This is a genomic window from Nocardiopsis sp. iso_186 (assembly GCF_056173365.1).
On the sequence record NZ_CM149670.1, the window covers coordinates 4,504,647 to 4,523,584 of the forward strand.

16 protein-coding genes and 3 tRNA genes are annotated in these 18,938 nt (G+C 67.5%); 6 read left to right on the top strand and 13 right to left on the bottom strand.

The features are described from left to right. The first annotated feature begins 342 nt into the window (after positions 1-342). A complete protein-coding gene (locus AC0VYP_RS19790; protein WP_285757562.1) occupies positions 343-582 on the top strand; it encodes a hypothetical protein in 240 nt (79 codons plus the stop codon). A 37-nt stretch (positions 583-619) separates the two neighbouring features. Here the strand turns inward: AC0VYP_RS19790 and AC0VYP_RS19795 are convergent. From AC0VYP_RS19795 to AC0VYP_RS19810, 4 genes are all read right to left on the bottom strand, one after another. Next, positions 620-696 (bottom strand) — tRNA-Met (locus AC0VYP_RS19795). 169 nt (positions 697-865) lie between these two features. Beyond that, positions 866-942 (bottom strand) — tRNA-Met (locus AC0VYP_RS19800). Between the two features lie 169 nt (positions 943-1,111). Continuing rightward, positions 1,112-1,188: transfer RNA gene (locus AC0VYP_RS19805), tRNA-Met, on the bottom strand. Between the two features lie 97 nt (positions 1,189-1,285). Then, positions 1,286-4,321, bottom strand: coding sequence for a UPF0182 family membrane protein (locus tag AC0VYP_RS19810; protein ID WP_475471187.1), 3,036 nt, complete (start codon positions 4,319-4,321; stop codon positions 1,286-1,288). A gap of 399 nt (positions 4,322-4,720) precedes the next feature. Here AC0VYP_RS19810 and AC0VYP_RS19815 point away from each other — a divergent pair, with 399 nt between their 5' ends. Next, the gene (locus AC0VYP_RS19815; protein ID WP_285757564.1) at positions 4,721-5,242 is read left to right on the top strand and encodes a PPA1309 family protein; all 522 of its coding nucleotides are present in this window, start codon (positions 4,721-4,723) and stop codon (positions 5,240-5,242) included. Positions 5,243-5,317: 75 nt separating this feature from the next. Here the strand turns inward: AC0VYP_RS19815 and AC0VYP_RS19820 are convergent, their stop codons facing one another. Genes AC0VYP_RS19820 through AC0VYP_RS19830 form a run of 3 tightly spaced genes read right to left on the bottom strand, consistent with a single transcriptional unit; the run spans position 5,318 to position 8,003 of the window. Continuing rightward, entirely contained in the window at positions 5,318-6,364 is a 1,047-nt protein-coding gene (locus AC0VYP_RS19820) for a YlbL family protein (RefSeq protein ID WP_285757565.1), read from the bottom strand. A gap of 51 nt (positions 6,365-6,415) precedes the next feature. Beyond that, positions 6,416-6,853, bottom strand: coding sequence for a molybdenum cofactor biosynthesis protein MoaE (locus AC0VYP_RS19825; protein WP_475471189.1), 438 nt, complete (start codon positions 6,851-6,853; stop codon positions 6,416-6,418). Positions 6,854-6,878: 25 nt separating this feature from the next. Continuing rightward, positions 6,879-8,003 carry an NAD-dependent epimerase/dehydratase family protein gene (locus tag AC0VYP_RS19830; RefSeq protein ID WP_475471191.1) on the bottom strand — a complete coding sequence of 375 codons (1,125 nt, stop codon included), beginning with the start codon at positions 8,001-8,003 and terminating at the stop codon, positions 6,879-6,881. A gap of 61 nt (positions 8,004-8,064) precedes the next feature. On the opposite strand from AC0VYP_RS19830, the gene AC0VYP_RS19835 reads away from it, so the two are divergent. Both AC0VYP_RS19835 and AC0VYP_RS19840 read left to right on the top strand, forming a co-directional pair. Then, positions 8,065-9,471, top strand: a complete 1,407-nt coding sequence (locus AC0VYP_RS19835) for a zinc-dependent metalloprotease (RefSeq protein ID WP_475471193.1) — start codon at positions 8,065-8,067, stop codon at positions 9,469-9,471. Further along, a complete protein-coding gene (locus tag AC0VYP_RS19840; RefSeq protein WP_285757569.1) occupies positions 9,468-10,031 on the top strand; it encodes an NUDIX hydrolase in 564 nt (187 codons plus the stop codon). Before AC0VYP_RS19835 ends, AC0VYP_RS19840 begins: the two co-directional genes overlap by 4 nt. Here AC0VYP_RS19840 and AC0VYP_RS19845 read toward each other — a convergent pair. Continuing rightward, a complete protein-coding gene (locus tag AC0VYP_RS19845) occupies positions 10,028-11,008 on the bottom strand; it encodes a YbgA family protein (RefSeq protein WP_475471195.1) in 981 nt (326 codons plus the stop codon). The genes AC0VYP_RS19840 and AC0VYP_RS19845 overlap by 4 nt on opposite strands. Positions 11,009-11,171: 163 nt before the next feature. Here AC0VYP_RS19845 and AC0VYP_RS19850 point away from each other — a divergent pair, with 163 nt between their 5' ends. Continuing rightward, positions 11,172-12,485: a cryptochrome/photolyase family protein gene (locus tag AC0VYP_RS19850; RefSeq protein ID WP_285757571.1), complete on the top strand. Its 1,314-nt coding sequence runs from the start codon at positions 11,172-11,174 to the stop codon at positions 12,483-12,485. Positions 12,486-12,555: 70 nt separating this feature from the next. Here AC0VYP_RS19850 and AC0VYP_RS19855 read toward each other — a convergent pair whose 3' ends face one another. Next, complete coding sequence (locus AC0VYP_RS19855; protein WP_285757572.1) at positions 12,556-13,098, bottom strand: M48 metallopeptidase family protein; 543 nt, start codon at positions 13,096-13,098, stop codon at positions 12,556-12,558. Positions 13,099-13,449: 351 nt separating this feature from the next. Between AC0VYP_RS19855 and AC0VYP_RS19860 the strand changes: the two genes are divergently transcribed. Further along, positions 13,450-14,652 (top strand): ABC1 kinase family protein, encoded by a 1,203-nt coding sequence (locus AC0VYP_RS19860; protein ID WP_475471196.1) that lies wholly within the window; start codon positions 13,450-13,452, stop codon positions 14,650-14,652. A 74-nt stretch (positions 14,653-14,726) separates the two neighbouring features. Here AC0VYP_RS19860 and AC0VYP_RS19865 read toward each other — a convergent pair whose 3' ends face one another. The 4 genes from AC0VYP_RS19865 to AC0VYP_RS19880 form a co-directional block, all read right to left on the bottom strand. After that, positions 14,727-14,888: a hypothetical protein gene (locus AC0VYP_RS19865; protein WP_285757944.1), complete on the bottom strand. Its 162-nt coding sequence runs from the start codon at positions 14,886-14,888 to the stop codon at positions 14,727-14,729. Positions 14,889-14,963: 75 nt separating this feature from the next. After that, a complete protein-coding gene (locus AC0VYP_RS19870) occupies positions 14,964-15,242 on the bottom strand; it encodes a WhiB family transcriptional regulator (protein WP_285757574.1) in 279 nt (92 codons plus the stop codon). Positions 15,243-15,824: 582 nt separating this feature from the next. After that, positions 15,825-16,733 (bottom strand): acyl-CoA thioesterase II, encoded by a 909-nt coding sequence (tesB, locus tag AC0VYP_RS19875; protein WP_285757575.1) that lies wholly within the window; start codon positions 16,731-16,733, stop codon positions 15,825-15,827. Next, entirely contained in the window at positions 16,730-18,841 is a 2,112-nt protein-coding gene (locus tag AC0VYP_RS19880) for an ATP-dependent DNA helicase UvrD2 (RefSeq protein WP_285757922.1), read from the bottom strand. Before AC0VYP_RS19880 ends, tesB begins: the two co-directional genes overlap by 4 nt. Positions 18,842-18,938 lie beyond the last annotated feature (97 nt).

The window sequence follows — 18,938 nt, forward strand, 5'->3', positions numbered from 1 at the left end:
CGTTCAGACCGGTGGAACACCGTGGAGGGCCTGACCACGTCCGGGCCCCGTCGCCCCCGTGCGGACACCGATCGTGCACGCCCGTCAACGTCTTCGCCCGGCTCCGTCGGCCGGCTCTGGCGAGAACCGCCGCCGTCCTTCCCGCGCTGGGGTCGTCGTCGGCATCGGTGCGCTCATCAGCGTGGTGACCGCCGGTGACGTGGACGAGCGGTTCGCCAGGTCCTATACCGAAATCGACTTCGGCCCCCGGTCACCTTCGGCGTCGAGCCGACTCAGGTTCCCGATGATCTCAAGGCGTTCGAGCCAGATCTGCGCAGGGCCGACGCCGATCACGTCTCGGTCGTGAACGACGTCGATGCGGTCCGCATCCGAGTTGACGGCCAGACCCTCGACTACCCGGCCATCCGTGTGGTGGACCCCGAGTTGGGATCGATCCGCAAGACGGAAGCCGTCCGAGGGGCGCTGGTTCGGTACAGGGGCCAACAGCCTCCGGCACCGGTTCTGGTGGTTGACCAGACGCCGGCCGGGCAAATGGGCGCCGCCGACGCGCGCAACGGCAGGCCCCGGCACGGGAACGCGTAAGGGCCGGTCTCCCTTAGGAGACCGGCCCTTACCGCTTTGGTAGCGGGGACAGGATTTGAACCTGCGACCTCTGGGTTATGAGCCCAGCGAGCTACCGAACTGCTCCACCCCGCGTCGGTGTGATCACTACGTTAGAGGTGGTTACTACAAAGCACAAATCAAACCCGCCACAACGCTTTGACCTGCACCTCAAGCACCACCACACCGAGCCACCGCAACGGCGGACCCCGGCACGGGAACGCGTAAGGGCCGGTCTCCCTTAGAAGACCGGCCCTTACCGCTTTGGTAGCGGGGACAGGATTTGAACCTGCGACCTCTGGGTTATGAGCCCAGCGAGCTACCGAACTGCTCCACCCCGCGTCGGTGTGATCACTACGTTAGAGGTGGTTACTACAAAGCACAAATCAAACCCGCCACAACGCTTTGACCTGCACCTCAAGCACCACCACACCGAGCCACCGCAACGGCGGACCCCGGCACGGGAACGCGTAAGGGCCGGTCTCCCTTAGAAGACCGGCCCTCACCGCTTTGGTAGCGGGGACAGGATTTGAACCTGCGACCTCTGGGTTATGAGCCCAGCGAGCTACCGAACTGCTCCACCCCGCGTCGGTATGCCTTCACAGTAGCGCGACCTGGGGGGAACACCAAATCGTTTACTGAGGGGGGCGGGAAACCCCGCCCCCCTCAGGTCGTACCGCCCCGTCTAGGAACCGTCGCCGCCGGCGTCTTGAGACGCGGCGTCGGCGCGGTCCAGGGCATCCTTCAGCCGCTCGTTGGCCTCGCCGTAGGCCGCGAAGTCACCCTCACGCAGTGCCTCCTGGCCTTCGTCGTAGGCCTTGGCCGCGTCGTCCAGGGCATCTGCGAGATCCCCGCTGGGAGCTGCGCCTCCACCGGTGGAGCCCTCGGCGGGCGGTTCTTCCCCGCCCTCTCCCGGAGAGGGCAGGGGCCCGGTGTCGCCCTCGAAGAGGTTGTTCAGTGCCGTCTGGAGGTCGCTTCCGATGGCCACCTCGTTGCCGAAGCCCACCAGCACCTGCTGCAGCAGCGGGTAGGACGCCTGGTCGCTGCCCCCGGCCTGTACGTAGAGCGGCTCCACGTAGAGCAGGCCGCCCGCGAAGGGCAGGGTGAGCAGGTTCCCGTAGGTGACCCGAGCCGAGCTCTGCTCCAACGGGAGCAGCACCTCGCGCACGTCGGCCGACGCCTGGAAGGCGTTCTGCACCTGACCCGGCCCCGGAATCGGAGTGCTTCGGGGCAGTTCGAGAAGCCTGAGCTGACCGTAGTTCTCCGATGACGCGTCGCTGTCCACCGCCATGAACGCGGCCAGGTTCTCACGACCGCGCGGAACGAAGGTCGAGGTGAGCGAGAAGGTTCCCGCCTCGTCGCCCGGGAAGCGCAGCGTCTGACGGTAGGGCGGCTCCGGGTTGTCGCCGTCCTTGGTCGGGTCGGCCGGGACGTTCCAGAAGTCCTGACCGCCGTAGAAGGCGTTGGCGTCGGTGATGTGGTAGCGCTTGAGGATCTCGCGCTGGACCTTGAACAGGTCGTCCGGGTAGCGCAGGTGCGACCCGAGGTCGTCGCTGATCTCCTTCTTCTCGGTGATGACCTCGGGGAACGCCTTGGCCCAGGTCTTGAGCACCGGGTCGCTCTCGTCCCAGCCGTAGAGCGTCACCGTACCGTCGTAGGCGTCCACGGTGGCCTTGACCGAGTTGCGGATGTAGTTGACCCGGTTGCCGGGCAGTGCGTTCACCGCGGTGGTGCCTTGGGTGAAGGTGTCGGTGGTGGCGTTGGCCAGGTCGATCTGAGTCGCGTAAGGGTAGCCGTTGGACGTGGTGTAGGCGTCCAGGACCCACTGGATCTTGCCGTTGACCACAGTCGGGTAGGGCTTGCCGTCAACGGTCAGGAACGGCGCGACCTTCTCGACGCGGTCGGCGGGGTCGCGGGTGTAGAGGATCTGCGAGTTACTGCTGATCTCACTGTTCAGGAGGATGTTGACCTCCTGGTACTTCACCGCGTAGAGCAGTTTGTCGAAGAAGTTGCTGAGCCGGACGCCGCCGTCACCGTCGTAGCGGTTGGTGGCCTGGCCACTGTCGTTCTCCGAGGTGCTTCCCTCTGCCGCGGGGTCGTCGCCGCCGGCCGGTGCCTCCGGGGCCGGGGACTCGGTGTCTGCGGCAGCCTGCTGGCCGTCACCAGGGGCAGGTGCGTCGTCCGCGGTGGGCGTGGGGCTCGGGGTGGGGGTCGGGGTGACCGCGTCCTCCACAGTGGGGACGTCGGCCTCCTGGCCGTCCAACGGGTAGTCGTACTCGTTCTCGGCGTTGACGATCACGTACTCGGCGCCTTCGCGGCCGAAGTAGATCCGCGGCTCGTAACCGTCGCCGATCTCGGAGAGGTCACCGGTCGGCGGAACGTTGTACTCGGTGAAGACCGGGCGCCCCTCGGCGTCCACCTGGTTGCCGGTTGCCGCGACCATGCCGAAGCCGTGCGTGTAGACCAGGTGGCGGTTGAACCAGTTGTCCTGGTCGGTGGGTGGTCCGCTGAGTTCACGGGCGGCAATGATGGTGTCCACCGTGTCGCCCTCAGGAGTGGTGTAGCGGTTGACGTCCAGGACCTCGGGGAACTGGTAGAAGCCGCGGACCTGCTGGAGTTGTTGGAAGGTCTGGGAAACCACGGCGGGGTTGACCAGGCGCACACTGGGGATGGTCTCGGCCTCGGCCGAGAGTTCCGCGGTGGTGAGCTCGGAACGGGCGTCGTAGTTGGTGACCTCGGCGGTGTCCACTCCGTAGGCGGCACGGGTGGCGTCGATGTTGCGCTGGATGTAGGGGTTCTCCAGCCGCTGCTCGTTGGGCGAGACGGTGATCTGCTGGACGATCGCCGGGTAGACGCCACCGATCAGGACCGCCGAGAGCACCAGGAGGCCGAGGCTGACCATCGGCACCATGGCGTTCTTGAAGTAGATGTTGGCGAAGAACAGAACCGCGCACACGATCGAGATGATGAACAGGATCAGCTTCGCGTAGAGCACCGCGTTGACGTCCGTGTAGGACGCGCCGAAGGTGTATCCGCGGTCCGAGAAGACCAGGCCGTAGCGGTCCAGCCAGTAGGCGGCAGCCTTGAGCAGGACGAACGCGCCGAGAAGGATCGACAGGTGGACCCGGGCGGCCGGGGTGGCCCGCTGCCCCTGGGACTGCAGCCGCACGCCGCCGTACAGGTAGTGCACGATGACCGCGGCGATGAAGGCGATGACCACTGCGGCGAACAGGTAGCCGAGGATCACCCGCAGGAAGGGGTAGATGAAGGTGAAGAAGCCGACGTCGATACCGAACTGCGGGTCGTTGACCCCGAAGTCGGTGGCGTTGACGAATTGGAGATAGGTCTGCCAGTCACCGCTGGCGGACGCTCCGGTGAGCAGGGCGAGCGCGCCGACGACACCCAGGAAGAAGAGCCTGCGGTGCGGGTCGATGGAAGCGCGGTAGCGGTCGAGCCCCTGCTGTTCGAGGCTGAAGGGCCGGTAGGCGGGCCGGGTGCGGTAGGCGAAATAGACGCTCGCGCCGACGACGAGGGCCATGATGAGGCCACCGGCGGCGAAGAGCAGTGCTCGTGTCCTCAGCTCGGTCCAGAAGACCGAGGTGAAGCCAACCGAGTCAAACCACTTGTAGTCGGTCCAGAAATTCGCGGCGAACATGATGCCGGCGATGATGACGACCACGGCTGCCGCGACTGGCGCGAGCAAACGAGATCGTCGAGGCATACGCGCAGACGGTGCGCCGGGCGATCGGAAGCTCACGCCTCCCCCTCGTTCCTACATGGGTGTCGTCGGGCGGGCGCTCGGGCAGGGCACGGGTCTTTGCGGGACCGTGTGGCGGCCTGCCCCGAAATCACCCGCCGTACTGGTCGTAAATCGTTTAGGGCTGTCGGGAGCTTGTGGACACGGGCACGGGGGTGCCCTCATCCTGGCAACTTATTGCGGCCGCGTGGGGTTCCCGTTTCACCGCGCCGAAACCGGGTCGAGATGTCTTCGACACCGAAATCACCGCGCGCCACGATTACCGGACCGCCTCAGCCGCGCTCCCGACCTTACTCGCAGCCGCCGCGGCAGGCTCTGGGGCGCGGTGGAGCGGGAATCGGTGAAACAGGGGACACTGGTGCGGTGTCTTTCAACATTCGCGAAGCCGTCCTGGAGCTGGAACGCCACGCCTCCGCTCAGGGCTGGGACCAGCCGGCGCGGGTGTACGCGCTGGTACCGACCACCGACCTTGTCGAGCGCGAACCGCAGCTCGCCCGGATGCTGGGGTTGAGCGGGGACGTCAGCCCCGATGATCTGACCCCGATCGAACAGGAGCCGCTGGCCGCGGACGTGCCGCTGGAAGAGTCGTTGGGGCGCATCGCCTGGCCGGAGACGGTCACCGGATGCGCGCTGGTGCTGGAGCGGCTGGTCGTTCAAGGCTCCGACGCGACCCTCGACCCGCCGGAGCGCGGTGACGTGGGCGCATGGGCCAAGAGCCAGCCGGGCAGTGACGAGGTGCGGATGGTCGCGGCGGTACTACGCGACGGCGCACGGCACGCGGCCCTGCGGATCCGCAGTTACGACATCGATGACCAGGTACTCAACGGCGAAGACCTCGTACCTGCGTTGACCTCGGCGCTGTCACTCACCTTCGAGGAGGAGTAGAGCGCCGGGCTCGCTGTCGTCCGTCCTGTGCGGGGATGCTTAGAAGCGTCCCCGCACAGGACGGCCCCTCCGCCCCTAGCAGCGAGGCAGCTCGTTCAGTCCCTCCCCGCTGCGGATGATCGCCAGGGAATCCACCGCTTCGCCGAGGGTGGAGACCTTGACGACCTCGATCTCGCCGGTCGCGGCGGAATCGAAGGTCTGGCTGCAACTGTCGGCGGCTACGAAGAAGTACTCCGCTCCTTCGCGCTTGGCGCTGACCATCTTCTGCTCCACGCCGCTGACCCCACCGACGTTGCCTTCGATGTCGATGGTTCCGCTTCCGGCGACATTGCTCCCCCCGGTGAGACTCTCCGGGCTGAGCCGGTCGATGATGCCGAGCGCGAACATCATCCCGGCGCTGGGGCCTCCGACCTCGCCGACGCTGATGTTCACCTCGAACGGAAAGACGATGTCGTTGCCGATGGTCGCACCGATAACGGGGTCCTTGTCGTCGGACTCCTCTGTGACCAGTTCGATGTCCTTGCGTTCACCGTCCCGCTCGACGGTGAGGGTGACGGGGTCGCCTGGAGAGCGCTCGCGCACCGCGGAGACGGTCGCCTCACTGTCGGCGACCTCCTGCCCGTCCACGGCGACGATGACGTCCTTCAGTTCGAGGACGCCCTCGGCAGGAAGGCCCTCGGTGATCCCCGCGACGATCGGGATGGTCCGATACTCCTCCCCCAGTTCGGTGAGCGCCGCGGCGATGGCGTCGTTCTGGGAGTCGTCCATCTGGAGGGTCTGATTCTGGCTGATCTCCTCGACGCTGCGATCAGGGGGGAAGATCGCCTCTTCCGGGAGTACGGCCTGGCTGGGCGAGAGCCAGGCACTCAGTGCGGTGAAGAGGTCCACGCGCGCCCCGGGCCCCCCGGCGTACTGGACGGTGACCATGGACAGCTCGCCGTCATGCTCGAAACTGTCGCGACCCTCGACCTGGATGACCTGCTCGCCGTCGAGCTCGCCCAGGGTGTTCAGGGCGAGTCCGGGCGAGGCAACGAGGTAGGGCACATGGAGGAAGACTCCGGCGACCGCGAAGCCGGCCAGCAGCACGGCTGCGACGATCAGGGTCATGGCGCGATGGAACATGCCGGCAAGCCTATGTCGCGCGGGGGCCACCCGTATCGCGCCCCGCAGCAGTCAGCAGGCCCCGACCCATTCGGCCTCTCCGTCGGCGAACAACTGGTTCTTCCAGATGGGGACCTCGGCCTTGATGTCGTCGATCAGCCGTTGACAGGCGTCGAACGCCTCTTCCCGGTGCGAGGCCGCGGCGGCCACGACGACGGCGAGGTCACCGACGGCGAGGTCACCGACCCGGTGCAGTGCGGCGACCTTCCAGACTGCGCGGCCTTCGCTCCCCGTCTGGGTGACGACTCGGTGCAGCACGTCCCGCATCCGGTCGGGAGCACTGGGGTGGGCCGAGTAGCTCAACGTGGTGACCCCGCGGCCATGGTCGTGATCACGCACCGTGCCGACGAAGAAAGCGGTCCCTCCGGCACGGTCGTCTGCCACGGCGCTGATGACCTCGTTGACCGACAGGGCGGTGTCGCGCAGCTCGGCGAGCATGATGGATTCCACGCCCCGACCGTATCAACTCGCCCGGTCAGCCCTTTCGTCGCTTGCGGATGTGGTGTGCCGCCACGGCGGTGCCGATCGCGGCGACCGCGGCCCCGGCCGCGCTGGCAGCGGTGATGGTGACCTCCTTGCGGCCCAGGGTCCGTCCGACCAGGGCCGGCCTGCCCGACCGGTGGTCCAGGAGCGCTCTCAGGACCTCGCTGTTGTCGTATGCGGGACGCCACCCGGCCTCGCGCAGCCCCGCGCAGTCCACCACGCACGGATAGACGAGGAACTTGAGCTCGCTGACGGGGCTCGGGGTGATGCCGGCCCGATGCAGCCGCTGGACGGCGCCGAACGCGAGGTTGGCGGGCAGTTCGAAACCGCGCAACTGCGCGATCCCCTGGGCCTCCTCCTGACTCAGGGAACCGTCGCAACCGACCGCGAGCGAGTCCTCACGGTCCTCGCCCTTGTTGTGCACCACGAAGTCCAGCGCGCTGACGAGGTCGTTGACGTGGCAGAACTGCCATGACTGTGCGCAGCCCTTGACCGCCAGCAGTCTCGGGGCGGAGAAATGTCGGCTGAGCAGGGTGTCCATGCCGGGGCCGACGAGGGGAGCCGGGCGCACAACGGTGACGGACAATCCGGGGTGGGCGCGCCTGGCCAGGGCCGCCAGCTCCTCGATCTCCACGAAGTCACCGACGAGGCTCGCCCCGGCCTCGCCGACCATGGCAGAGTCCTCGGGCAGGGGGACGGGATTGTCGGGGGCCGCGCCGTAGACCATGGTGCTGGTGATGAGGACCACGCGAGGGACGCGCTGGGCGGCTGCGGCGGTCAGGACCGTCTGCACCGCACGAATATTGCGGGCGCGGCGCTCCCGTGGCTGGGTTTCCGGGGAACGGTCGTCATCGGCGTGCACCAAGACGTCCACCCCGGCCAGTTCTGCGGCCAGCCGGGGATCGCAGACGTCGGTGAGACGCCAGTCCGGTCCCACGGTTTCACCCCGGTGGTCGTCGATCGCGACAACTGTGGTGACGCGGTCGGAACCCTCGTCCGACAGCAGACGTTCAACCAGCATGCGACCCACTCCGGCTGCGGCTCCCGTAACCGCGACGACCAGGCGTTGGGCGGGGTGGCTGTGCTGTGGGCGAACCTGGCTGGATTGAGTACTCACTCCGGGCGGCTCCCAGCTAACGTGACAGTGGAGACATTCCTATCCTGCCCGAGGTCTAATCGTGAGCGACCTACCTTTTGGTTTCAGCATGCCGAACGATCCGGACGACGAGTCGGGACGCCAGTCGGGCGGCTCCGACGCGGGTGCCGGCGGTCACGGCGGCCCAGGCGGTGACCTTCCCAACATGCCGCCCGGCGGATTCCCGTTCGGTGATCCGCAGCAGATGGCGCAGATGCTGCGCCAGTTCGCCGACATGATGTCGGCACAGCCCCCGCAGGGATCCGGCCAGTCCGGCGGCTCGGGGAGCGGCATCAACTGGGATTCCGCCAAGAACATCGCGCGCCACACCGTCTCCCAGCACGGTGACCCCAGCGTGGGTGCCGTTGACTACGCCCAGGTGCAGGAGGCGCTGCGCCTGGCGGACCTGTGGCTGAACGAGGCCACGGCACTGCCCTCGGGCGTGCACACGATGGAGGGCTGGAGCCGCTCGGAGTGGGTCGAGAAGACCATGCCGACCTGGTCGCAGTTGTGCGAGCCGTTGACCGGACGCATCGTCGAATCCATGGGGCAGACCCTGCCCGAGGAGATGAGCGCGATGGCCGGCCCCCTGCTGGGCATGATCCGCCAGATGGGCGGCATGCTGGTGGGCCAACAGGCGGGGCAGGCGATCGGTGAGCTCGCTCGCGAGGTCATCGGCTCGACCGATGTGGGCCTGCCGCTCGCCGGCGAGGGGCGTGCGGCGCTGCTCCCCGAAGGGGTGCGCAACTTCGGCGAGGGCCTGAACATCCCCTTGGAGGAGGTTCGCCTGTACCTCGCGGCGCGCGAGGTCGCCCATCACCGGCTGTTCGGGCACGTCCCGTGGTTGCGGTCGCACGTGTTCAGCCTGGTCGAGGAGTATGCGCTCGGCATGTCCTTCGACATGAGCGGGCTGGAGGAGAAGCTCGGCCGGATCGACATCAACAACCCGGAGGCGATCCAGGAGGCACTGTCGGGGGACGAGGGCCAAGGGCTGTTCCAGACCCAGGACACACCGCGGCAGAAGGCTTCGCTTGCTCGTTTGGAGACGGCGTTGGCCCTGATCGAGGGCTGGGTGTCCACGGTGGTGGACGCAGCCGTGACCGAACGGCTGCCACAGTCCTCGGCCCTGAGCGAGGCCCTGCGCCGCAGGCGTGCGTCGGGTGGCCCGGCCGAGCACACCTTCGCCACTCTGGTGGGTCTGGAACTGCGGCCACGGCGCCTCCGGGAGGCAGCAGCGCTGTGGACTGCGCTGGTCGAGGCGCGCGGCATCGACGGCCGTGACGCAGTGTGGGAGCACCCCGACCTGATGCCCTCGGGCTCCGACCTGGACGACCCCGCCGGGTTCGTGAACGGCCAGGGTGCCGCTGACGACCTCGACATCTCCCAGTTCACTCAGGAGAGGCCGGACGACGGTGGGTCCGAGGAACGCGGCGACGAGGGCGGCCGGTGAACCAGCTGTTCCTGGACGCCAGATCCGTGCTGGACTCCTGGCGTGCGCCCGACGCACGCCAGGAGGAGCTGCGGGTGGAGTACTTGGCCCACCTGGAGCGCCACCCCGACGCGATGTCGCGATCGTGCCTGCCCGGCCACCTCACGGCGAGCGCCGCCCTGTTGGACGCCGACGGTGAGCGCACGGCCCTGACCCTGCACGCCAAGCTCAAGATGTGGCTGCAGCTGGGCGGTCACTGCGAGGAGGCCGACTCCTCCCTGGCCGGGGCCGCGCTGCGCGAGGCCGTGGAGGAGTCCGGCGTCGCGGGGGTTCGGCTGCTGCCGGTCCCCGTGCGGCTGGACCGGCACGCGGTGCCGTGCGGTGGCGGGTCCTGGCACCTGGACGTCCAGTACGCCGCGGTGGCCCCGCCCGACGCGCCCCTGGTCATCGACTCCGCCGAGTCCGACGACCTGCGATGGTTCCCCATCGGGGAACTGCCCGATTCGGCGGACTCCGCCTGTCGTGCCCTGGTCGCGGCGGCTGCGGCGAGGGTACGCGCCGAAACCGCCGCCCCCCGCTAGGCGGGGATGACCGTGTTGCGCAGTGAGAGCTCATCGGGGTAGGGCGCCAGGTAGGTCTGCTCGCGTGCCCATACGACGCGCTCTGCGGCGCAGTGGTGGCGCAGCAGATGGATGGGCACACTCAACGGCAGGTGACCCGCCCGGTAGCCCCTGATGGCCTCCAGGATGTCGTGACGGCGCACGTCGTCCAGCCGTGGGCCCACCATGCCGAGGACGTGCTGCAGGACGTTGACGTGTTTTCCCGGGCTGGCCTTGTGCTCCATTGCCGCGACGAACGCCTGGGTGTAGTCGGCCTCGATGCGCTCGGGGTCGTCGGTGCCTGCCTTGGCGACGATACGGCCCGTACGGCGATAGCCGTCGGGTTGGTGCGCCATCAGCTGGAACTTGTGCCGCGAGTGGAATGCGATCAGGTCGCGGGGGCGCCAGCCCTCGGCGAACAGGGCGCGCAACCGGGCGCGGGCGAAGACCCGTTCCACGAAATGCTCGCGCAGGCCGGGGTCGGAGAGGCGGCCCTGTTCCTCCACGGGGAGTTCGGGGCACAGTTCGGTGAGACGGGCGGCGAAGACGCCGCGGCCCTTTCCTTCGACACGGCGGGTGTCCTCGAACACCGGCATCCCGAAGAGTCCGCAGCTCGGCGAGCGGTTCTTCAGGACGTAACCGTCGAGTTCGCGGAGGCTGCGGAGGTGGCGGTCGGCGACGGCGGCGAGGGCATCGGTGTGATCGGTCCCGCTCTTGGTTGCGACGGCCCGGGGCCCGATGTCGGAATTCTCCAGTCGCAGGGTCTCCCGGGGCGTGCCCAGTCCGATCTCGGCCTCGGGACAGACCGGCTTCCAGTTGACGAAGGGGTCGAGGGTGTCGGTGAGGAAACGGTGTCGGGAGTGCCCACCGTTGTAGCGGACAGGAGCGCCCAGGAGGCAGCTCGACACACCGATCCGGGGGCGCGCGTCCAGCGGGCGTTCCAGCGGCAGGATGGTCATATCGGGGCTGGTACCCGTGTCGGTGACGGCCAATCGCGTGGAAGCCGACGACAGTTTTCCACAGGCGGGAGATTTTCGCGGCGAAGCGGCGCGGGGACCTGTTCACTGGGATGTGCACGATGCGGACGTCCTTTGCCGCAGATATCGATACCGAGGAGACAGTGTGTCCACGATCGTGGTGTTGTTCACCCGGGACCTGCGGTTGCACGACCACCCAGCGCTGCATTCGGCCCTGTCCGAGGGGCACCGAGTGGTTCCGTTGTTCGTCCTCGACCCCGCCGTGCTGGCCGGTGCCGCGCGCAACAGGATCGGCTACCTGGTGGAAGCCCTCGCCGACCTGCGCGAGGCGCTGCGCGAACGCGGCGGGGACCTGGTGGTCCGCAAGGGCGACACCGTCACCGAGACCATGCGGGTGGTCACCGAGGCGCAGGCCGATTCGGTGCATTACAGCCACGATGTGAGCGCGTTCGCGACCGCGCGCTCGCGCCGGTTGGACGCCGCGGCCCGAGGTGCCGGCGTGCGCACCCGGTCGTTTCCAGGGGTGTGCGTGGTACCGCCAGGGGAGGTGCGCCCCACGGGCGGTGACCACTACCGGGTGTTCACCCCGTTCTGGCGAGCCTGGGAGGCGGTGCAATGGCGACAGGCCCACCCGGCGCCCACCCGAGTCGCCATTGCGGAGACGGTCCCGGTGGGCCGGCTCCCCGAAGCGGATCTCGCCGACCGGTGGGGGGTCGGTTCCCTCTCCCCCGACCGTGGCCGCGGTGGGGAGACGATCGCACGCGAAGCGGTCCGCGCCTGGCTTGCCTCCGGTTTGGAGAGTTATCCGCAGATGCACGACGACCTCGCGGCCGACAAGACCTCGCGTCTCAGCGCTCACCTGCGGTTCGGGTGTGTCTCTCCTCTCGAACTCGCGCGGGTCGCCCGCGGCCGCCCAGGCGGTGACGAGTTCGTCCGTCAGCTGGCGTGGCGCGACTTCCACCACCAGGTCACCGCGGCCTTCCCCGACCTCAACCGGCGCGACTACCGCCCCCGGGACACCCCATGGCGTGACGACCCAACCGGTTTCGCCGCCTGGTGTGAGGGCCGTACCGGCATCCCGGTGGTGGACGCGGGGATGCGGCAGCTGATCCAGGAGGGGTTCATGCACAACCGGGCCCGGATGATCACGTCAGTGTTTTTGACCCGAAAACTGCTCGTGCACTGGAAGGCGGGAGCAGATCACTTTCATTCGCTCCTGGTTGACGGTGACATCGCCAACAACTACGGCAACTGGCAGTGGTCGGCGGGGACGGGCAACGACACCCGCCCGAACCGCCAGTTCAACCTCATGCGCCAGGCAAAGCGCTTCGACCCGCAGGGCGAGTACGTGCGCCGGTACGTACCCGAGCTCGCCGGTGTCGCCGGTGCGGCGGTGCACAGTCCCTGGAAGCCCGAGGTGGAGTCCGAGGGTTATCAGTTGCCGCTTCTGGAGTTGTGAGCGGCCGGTGCCCGGGCTGACCACACGCATCGCGCCCGCGCCGGTGCTCCGATCGGGACGGCTCCCCGTCCTACTCCTCCTCTGCCTCCAAGGTGTCGGGATCACCCGCGCTCAACCGGGGCGCGGCGGAGACCCCTTCGAGGTAGCCCCGGGCCCGTTCGGTACGGGGGTACCGGTTGGCGAGTTCCCAGAACTCCCGACCGTGGCCAGGCACGATGAGGTGGACGAGTTCATGGATCAGAACGTAGTCCACCACCCAGCCAGGCATTCCGGAGAGGCGTCGGGAGAGCCGAATCGATCCGTCCTCAGGAGTGCAGGACCCCCAGCGGGTGTTCTGGTTGTCCACCCACTTGACACTGGCCGGCTCGACGATCCCTCCGAGATAGCGCTCGGAAAGTTCGACCGCCCGGGCTTGGAGCGCGTCGTCGCTTGGGCGGCGACGCTCCTCACGGGCCTGAAGCCGTTCCAGCATGCGGTCCACCCAGCGCTTCTCTTCTGCGCGGGAGAAACTCGCGGGAACGAGGACAACCGTCTTGTCCCCGTCGCGATAGGCCGAGACGGTCCGCCGACGACGAGGACTCCGGCGCACCTCAACTCTTGGATTGGGCGGCACAATTTTAAGGTAGCTCAGAGTTGACAAGTGCCAAAGAGGGTGGATGAGAGTGTTTGTCGCGCAAAAAGCTCTATGTCGGCCCTACGTCCCTTGCCGCTCAATCGATCCAGCGCTCACATAGCCCCTGACCAGCAGAGAAAACAAACGTCCGCGAGTCCACATCCGGCCACGCAAACGCCGCGCCGAGCGGCAAACCGGGTGTTGGGCCGCCCCCGCACAGCCTCGCGTTATCACAGCGGCGACAATATGAGCGTGAGCGATCTGCCTCGACGCGCGTTCTCGCGCACAGCCAAACTGGCCTCTCTTCCTCTGAAGTACGCGGGCCGCAGTACGTTGGGCCTGGGACGCAGAATGAGCGGTCAGTCCGCCGACGATGTCAGCAGCGATATCCAGCGCCGCACCGCCGAGCACATTTTCGAGGTGCTCGGCGACCTCAAGGGCGGTGCGATGAAACTCGGACAGGCCCTCTCGGTGTTCGAGGCTGCCCTGCCCGAAGAGTTCGCCGAGCCCTACCGTGCCACCCTCACCAGGCTTCAGCAGGACGCACCGCCGATCCCCTCGGCGACCGTTCACCAGGTCCTGGCAACAAATCTGGGCAGTGACTGGCGCAACCTATTCACGTCCTTCGACGACTCCCCCGCCGCTGCGGCCTCCATCGGGCAGGTCCATCGGGCGGTGTGGTCGGACGGGCGGCCCGTAGCCGTCAAAGTGCAGTACCCCGGAGCGGGCAAGGCCCTGCTCACCGACTTTCACCAGCTTGCCCGGATCAGCAGGCTCTTCACGGTCGTCATGCCCGGCTTGGAGCTCAAACCGCTGCTCGCCGAGCTCAAGGACCGCATCATCGAAGAGCTGGACTACGGGTTGGAAGCGGATGCGCAGCAGGGGTTCTTCGATGCCTACGTCAACCATCCCGACTTCGCGATCCCGGGGGTCGTCGCCGGGCACGAGCAGGTGCTGATCAGCGAATGGCTGACCGGACGGCCCCTGTCGGAAATCATCACGGAGGGTTCTCAGGCCGAGCGTGACCGCGCGGGGCTGCTCTATATCCGGTTCCTGTTGTCGGGCCCTGAACTCGCCGGGCTCCTCCACGCCGACCCCCATCCCGGAAATTTCCGAATCCTGCCCGACGGACGCTTGGCCATCCTGGACTTCGGTGCCGTGAATCGACTGCCCGACGGTTTCCCCACGGCTTTCGGCCGGCTCATCCAGATCGGGCTGCGCGGTGATGCCGACAGCGTGCGCCAGAGCCTGGTGGAGGAAGGGTTTCTGCGCCCCGACTCCGAACTGGACCCACAACAGCTTCTGGACTTTCTTCTTCCCAGCGCCGAACCAGCGCGGCACGAACGTTTCGCCTTCAACCGGGACTGGCTGAGAGAAGAGGCCCAACGCCTCTTCGATCATTCGGGCGGGGTCGTCAAGGACTTGAACCTACCGCCGTCCTACATGCTTATTCATCGGGTGATCATGGCGGCTACCGGTGTGCTGTGCCAGTTGGAGGCCGATGTCCCCGTCCGCGGGGAGGTGGCCTCCTGGGTTCCCGGTTTCACCGACTGAGCACTGAAAACGGGGCCGGCCCCCGGTGTGACCACCAGGGGCCGGCAACAGCCTGCGAGAAGGGCTTAGCACCGTCAACACATCCGGGATATTCGCATTTCCATGAGTGCGTTTTCGACACGGCGCTGCTCACGCAGCTGCGCCCGGAGCTGTCGCGCGGAGAGGCGATGTTGCTGGCGCTCCCGCTTGACGTCAACGGTCTTCTGCAGGTTGATGAGTTCCTGAATGAGCATCATGTCCGGTTCCTTACACAGCTGAGAAGTTCTTGTCGGGCCAGCAGACGGCTTGGCCCGGGTGCCGAGCGTGCTGGATTACGCCGCGACCGGTTCGACGTTCTTTCGAGGACGCCCACGTGGGCGCTTGCGCGCGACGACCTGGCCGGCGACGAGCAATTCGCCTCCCCAGACCCCCCACGGCTCGTGCCGGTCGAGGGCGTCCGCCAAGCAGCGGGCTCGGACCGGGCAGTCCGCGCAAAGAGCTTTGGCTGCCTCGACGTCCGCCGGAGCCTCGGCGAAGAAGAGGTCGGGCTGGGGCCGACACGGGATCGCGGCCTCGTCCAGCCACGGGGTCTCCAGGACCGACGCAAGCATCGGTGTCCTCCCTGATTCTTTGGTGATCAACGCGGTAGGCGACAACGACTGCCGAATCTCTCGATCCGACTTCAGGGACCTTGACCTGCGAGAAGCCTCATGACCGGGGTCTCCTGCAAGGGCAGGAGAGATCGGATGAGACACCAAAATGGCCGCGGCCCCACAAGTGGGGATCCGCGGCCACGGGAGGACTACCCGGCCTTTATGGACTAGACCGGACTACTCCGTGGACACTTCTTCCCCACCGCACCGTCAAGGTGCTGGGTTTCTGCGATCTGGGCTCCGCTACGGCGGTGGCGTGACAGCGACGCCGGCCCGCCTGGCTCGCTGGAACCGGCAGGATTGCCGAGGACATAGGACATGCCCGTGCGCTTACCACCGACAGAGCCCCAGGCATCCGTGAACGAGCCGAATTGGTTGATCAACGTGTTCATTGGATCGGGACACCTCCTGTCGTGGCTTGGCCGCCGGGATCTTCTCCCGTGGCGTGCGCGAACTTGATGACGATAAGACTAAACGGGTTCACGGAAAATCAGCAACATATTTTTGACCTGCGATTTTGGCCGAGTCCGGCCGCGGGGCTCACCCTGTTCCAGTCGTTCCGGGGCTCTCGTCCACGACGCGGATGAGCCCTTCCTGGACGACCGAGCAGACCAGTTCCCCGGACTGGGTGAAGACCAGCCCCCGCGCCAGACCACGGGCCCCACCGGAGACCGGAGTCTCCTGGGCGTAGAGCAGCCACTCGTCGGCACGGAACGGACGATGGAACCACATGGCGTGGTCGAGACTGGCCATCGAGATACCCGAGAAGGAACGCCCGTGCGCAAGCAGGACGGTGTCCAGAAGAGTCATGTCAGAGGCATAGGTCATCAGGCACACGTGCAACAGCGGGTCCTCCGGCAGTTTGCCGTCGGCCTTGAGCCAGACCAGGTTGTCGGTGGTGCTCAGCGACGGGTTGCGCTCGGCCTCGAAGGAGAGCGCGCCGACCGGACGGATCTCGATGGGGTGCCAGGAGGCGAATCGGGGGACCTTGCCGAAGGCGGTGAACAACCGCTCACGCATGCTGGGGAGTTCGTCGGGCGCGGGGACCTCGGGCATCGCGCCCTGGTGCGTCAGCCCTGGCTCCGAATGATGGAAGGAGGCCGACAGGGTGAAGATCGCCTTGCCGTGCTGGATGGCCGTGACCCGGCGAGTGGTGAAGGAGCGGCCGTCGCGCACCCGGTCCACCTGGTAGACGATCGGTACGGATGGGTCTCCGGGGCGTATGAAGTAGGCGTGCAGCGAGTGCACCGCCCGGTCCACGGGGACGGTGCGTCCGGCGGCGACCAGCGCCTGTCCGGCGACCTGCCCGCCGAAGATGCGTTGCGGCCCCCCGTCCGGGCTGCGCCCGCGGAAGATGTTGACCTCGATTTGTTCGAGGTTGAGGATGTCCAACAACCCCTGAAGTGTCTGGCCGGGCTCGTCCCCGGCCCGTGCTTCCTGCTCGCTCATTCGGTGTCCCCCTGTTCACCACTGACGGGCGCGGGCTGCCCCGCGCACAGCGCCAGTACCGCTTGTCCGTAGCGTTCCAGTTTGACGGCTCCGACACCGGAGATGCCCGCCAACTGGGTGACGCCGGAGGGTTCGCGCTCGGCGATCGCCTGAAGGGTCGCATCGGTGAAAACGACGTAGGCGGGAACCTTCTGTTCGGTGGCGGTCTCGCGCCGCCAGTCACGGAGTCGTTCCAGCAGCGCCTCGTCGTAGTCGGAGGGGCAGTCCGCACAGCGGCCGAGCTTGCGCTCGGCAGCTTCGATGAGGGTCGCGGCGCAGACACGGCACTGGATGGTTTTGGCCTGCTTCCGGCGCTCTCCGCGTTGGGCGGCCAGGGACGGGGAGGCCGGGCGCAGCCCGTCCAGGAAGCGCGAGGGCTTGCGGGTCTTGCGCCCGCCGGGCGAACGAGCAAGCGCCCAGGACATGCCCAGGTGTTCACGCGCACGGGTTACCCCGACGTAGAAGAGCCTGCGCTCCTCCTCGACCTGTTCCGGCTCCTCCGCGTAGATGATGGGCAGCATCCCCTCGGTGAGCCCCACCAGGAAGACCGCATCCCACTCCAACCCCTTGGCCGCATGCAGTGAAGCCAGCGTGACGCCTTCGAGCCCGGGGGCGTGTTCGGTGGCCGCGCGGGCCTCCAGTTCGGCGACGAAATCGGCCATGGTCGCGCCGGAGCGCTCGGCGGCGACGTCTTCCGAGAGTTGGGCGAGTGCGGCAAGGGACTCCCACCGCTCGCGCGCCTGACGGCCCTCGGGTGCGGTCTCGGTCAGACCGATCTGAGGTTGTTGCAGGATGTGGCGCACCGTGGCCACCAAGGGTGCGTCGTCCTCACCCTGGGAGGCTCCGCGCAGTGTGTGCAGGGCCTTTTTGATCTCGGGACGGTCGAAGAACTGGGTGGCGCCGCGCAGCGTGTAGGACACCCCCGCATCGGCAAGGGCCTGCTCGTAGGCCGCCGACTGGGAGTTGGTACGAAACAGCACGGCCACTTCCCTGGCCGGTGTGCCCGATTCGACCAGTGCGGCGATACGGCGCGCCACCGCGGTGGCCTCGGCCGGTTCGTCGTCGTACTCGGCGTAGACCGGGTCGGGACCGTCCGGACGCTGGGCGACGAGTTCCAGGCGGTGTTCGCGGGCGACTCCGGCTGCCGCCCCGGCAGCCTGGAGTGCCGTGTTGGCGACCCGCACCACCTGCGGCGTGGAGCGGTAGTCACGGACCAGACGGACAAAGGTGGCATGCGGATAGGCGACGGAGAAACCAGTGAGGTAGCCGGGGGTCGCCCCTGCGAAGGAGTAGATGGTCTGATTGGGGTCGCCCACGACGCAGATGTCGTCGCGGTCGCCGAGCCAGGCGTCCAGGAGCAGCTTCTGCAACGGGTTGACGTCCTGGAACTCGTCCACCACGAAGTATCGGTACTGCTTGCGGACCTGCTCGGCGATGGACGGCGAGTCGGTGATGACGGCCGCGGTCAGTTCGAGCATCGACTCGAAGTCGAGGAGGTTGCGCTCGCGGCGCAGCTCTTCGTAGGCGTCGTAGGCCCGGGCGACGTCACGCGCGAGCATCGGCGGGGTGCGCCCTGCCTTGACGACGGCCGCCTCGTAGTCGGCGGGACGGATCTGGGTGACCTTGGACCATTCGATCTCGCTTGCGAGGTCGCGCAGGCCGGGTCGGTCGAGCTGGAGCCCGCAGGAGCGTCCTGCGTCGGCCACGAGGCCGATCTTGCTGTCCAGCAGGGTGGGCTTGGGACCTCCGACGGCCTGTGGCCAGAAATAGGAGAGCTGGCGCAGTGCGGCGGCGTGAAAGGTCCGGGCCTGCACCCTGGGTGCACCCAGGGCCCGCAGTCGGCCGCGCATCTCACCGGCTGCGCGAGTGGTGAAGGTCACTGCGAGGATCTGCTGTTCAGGGACCACTCCGCTGGCCACGGCATAGGCGATGCGGTGTGTGATGGCCCTGGTCTTACCGGTCCCGGCTCCGGCCAGGATGCACACCGGGCCGCGGACCGAACGGGCGGCCTCGAGCTGCTCGGGATCCAGTCCGCGCAGGATCTCCTCCGGGGAGGAGGGCCCCTCCATCAGCGAGGGCGCTGCCGCTCCGGGAAAGCCGCTCCGGCCTGGTGCGCGGGATTCGTCTGGACCCATCTGCCGTGTCTCCAATCCGCCCAGGCTCACC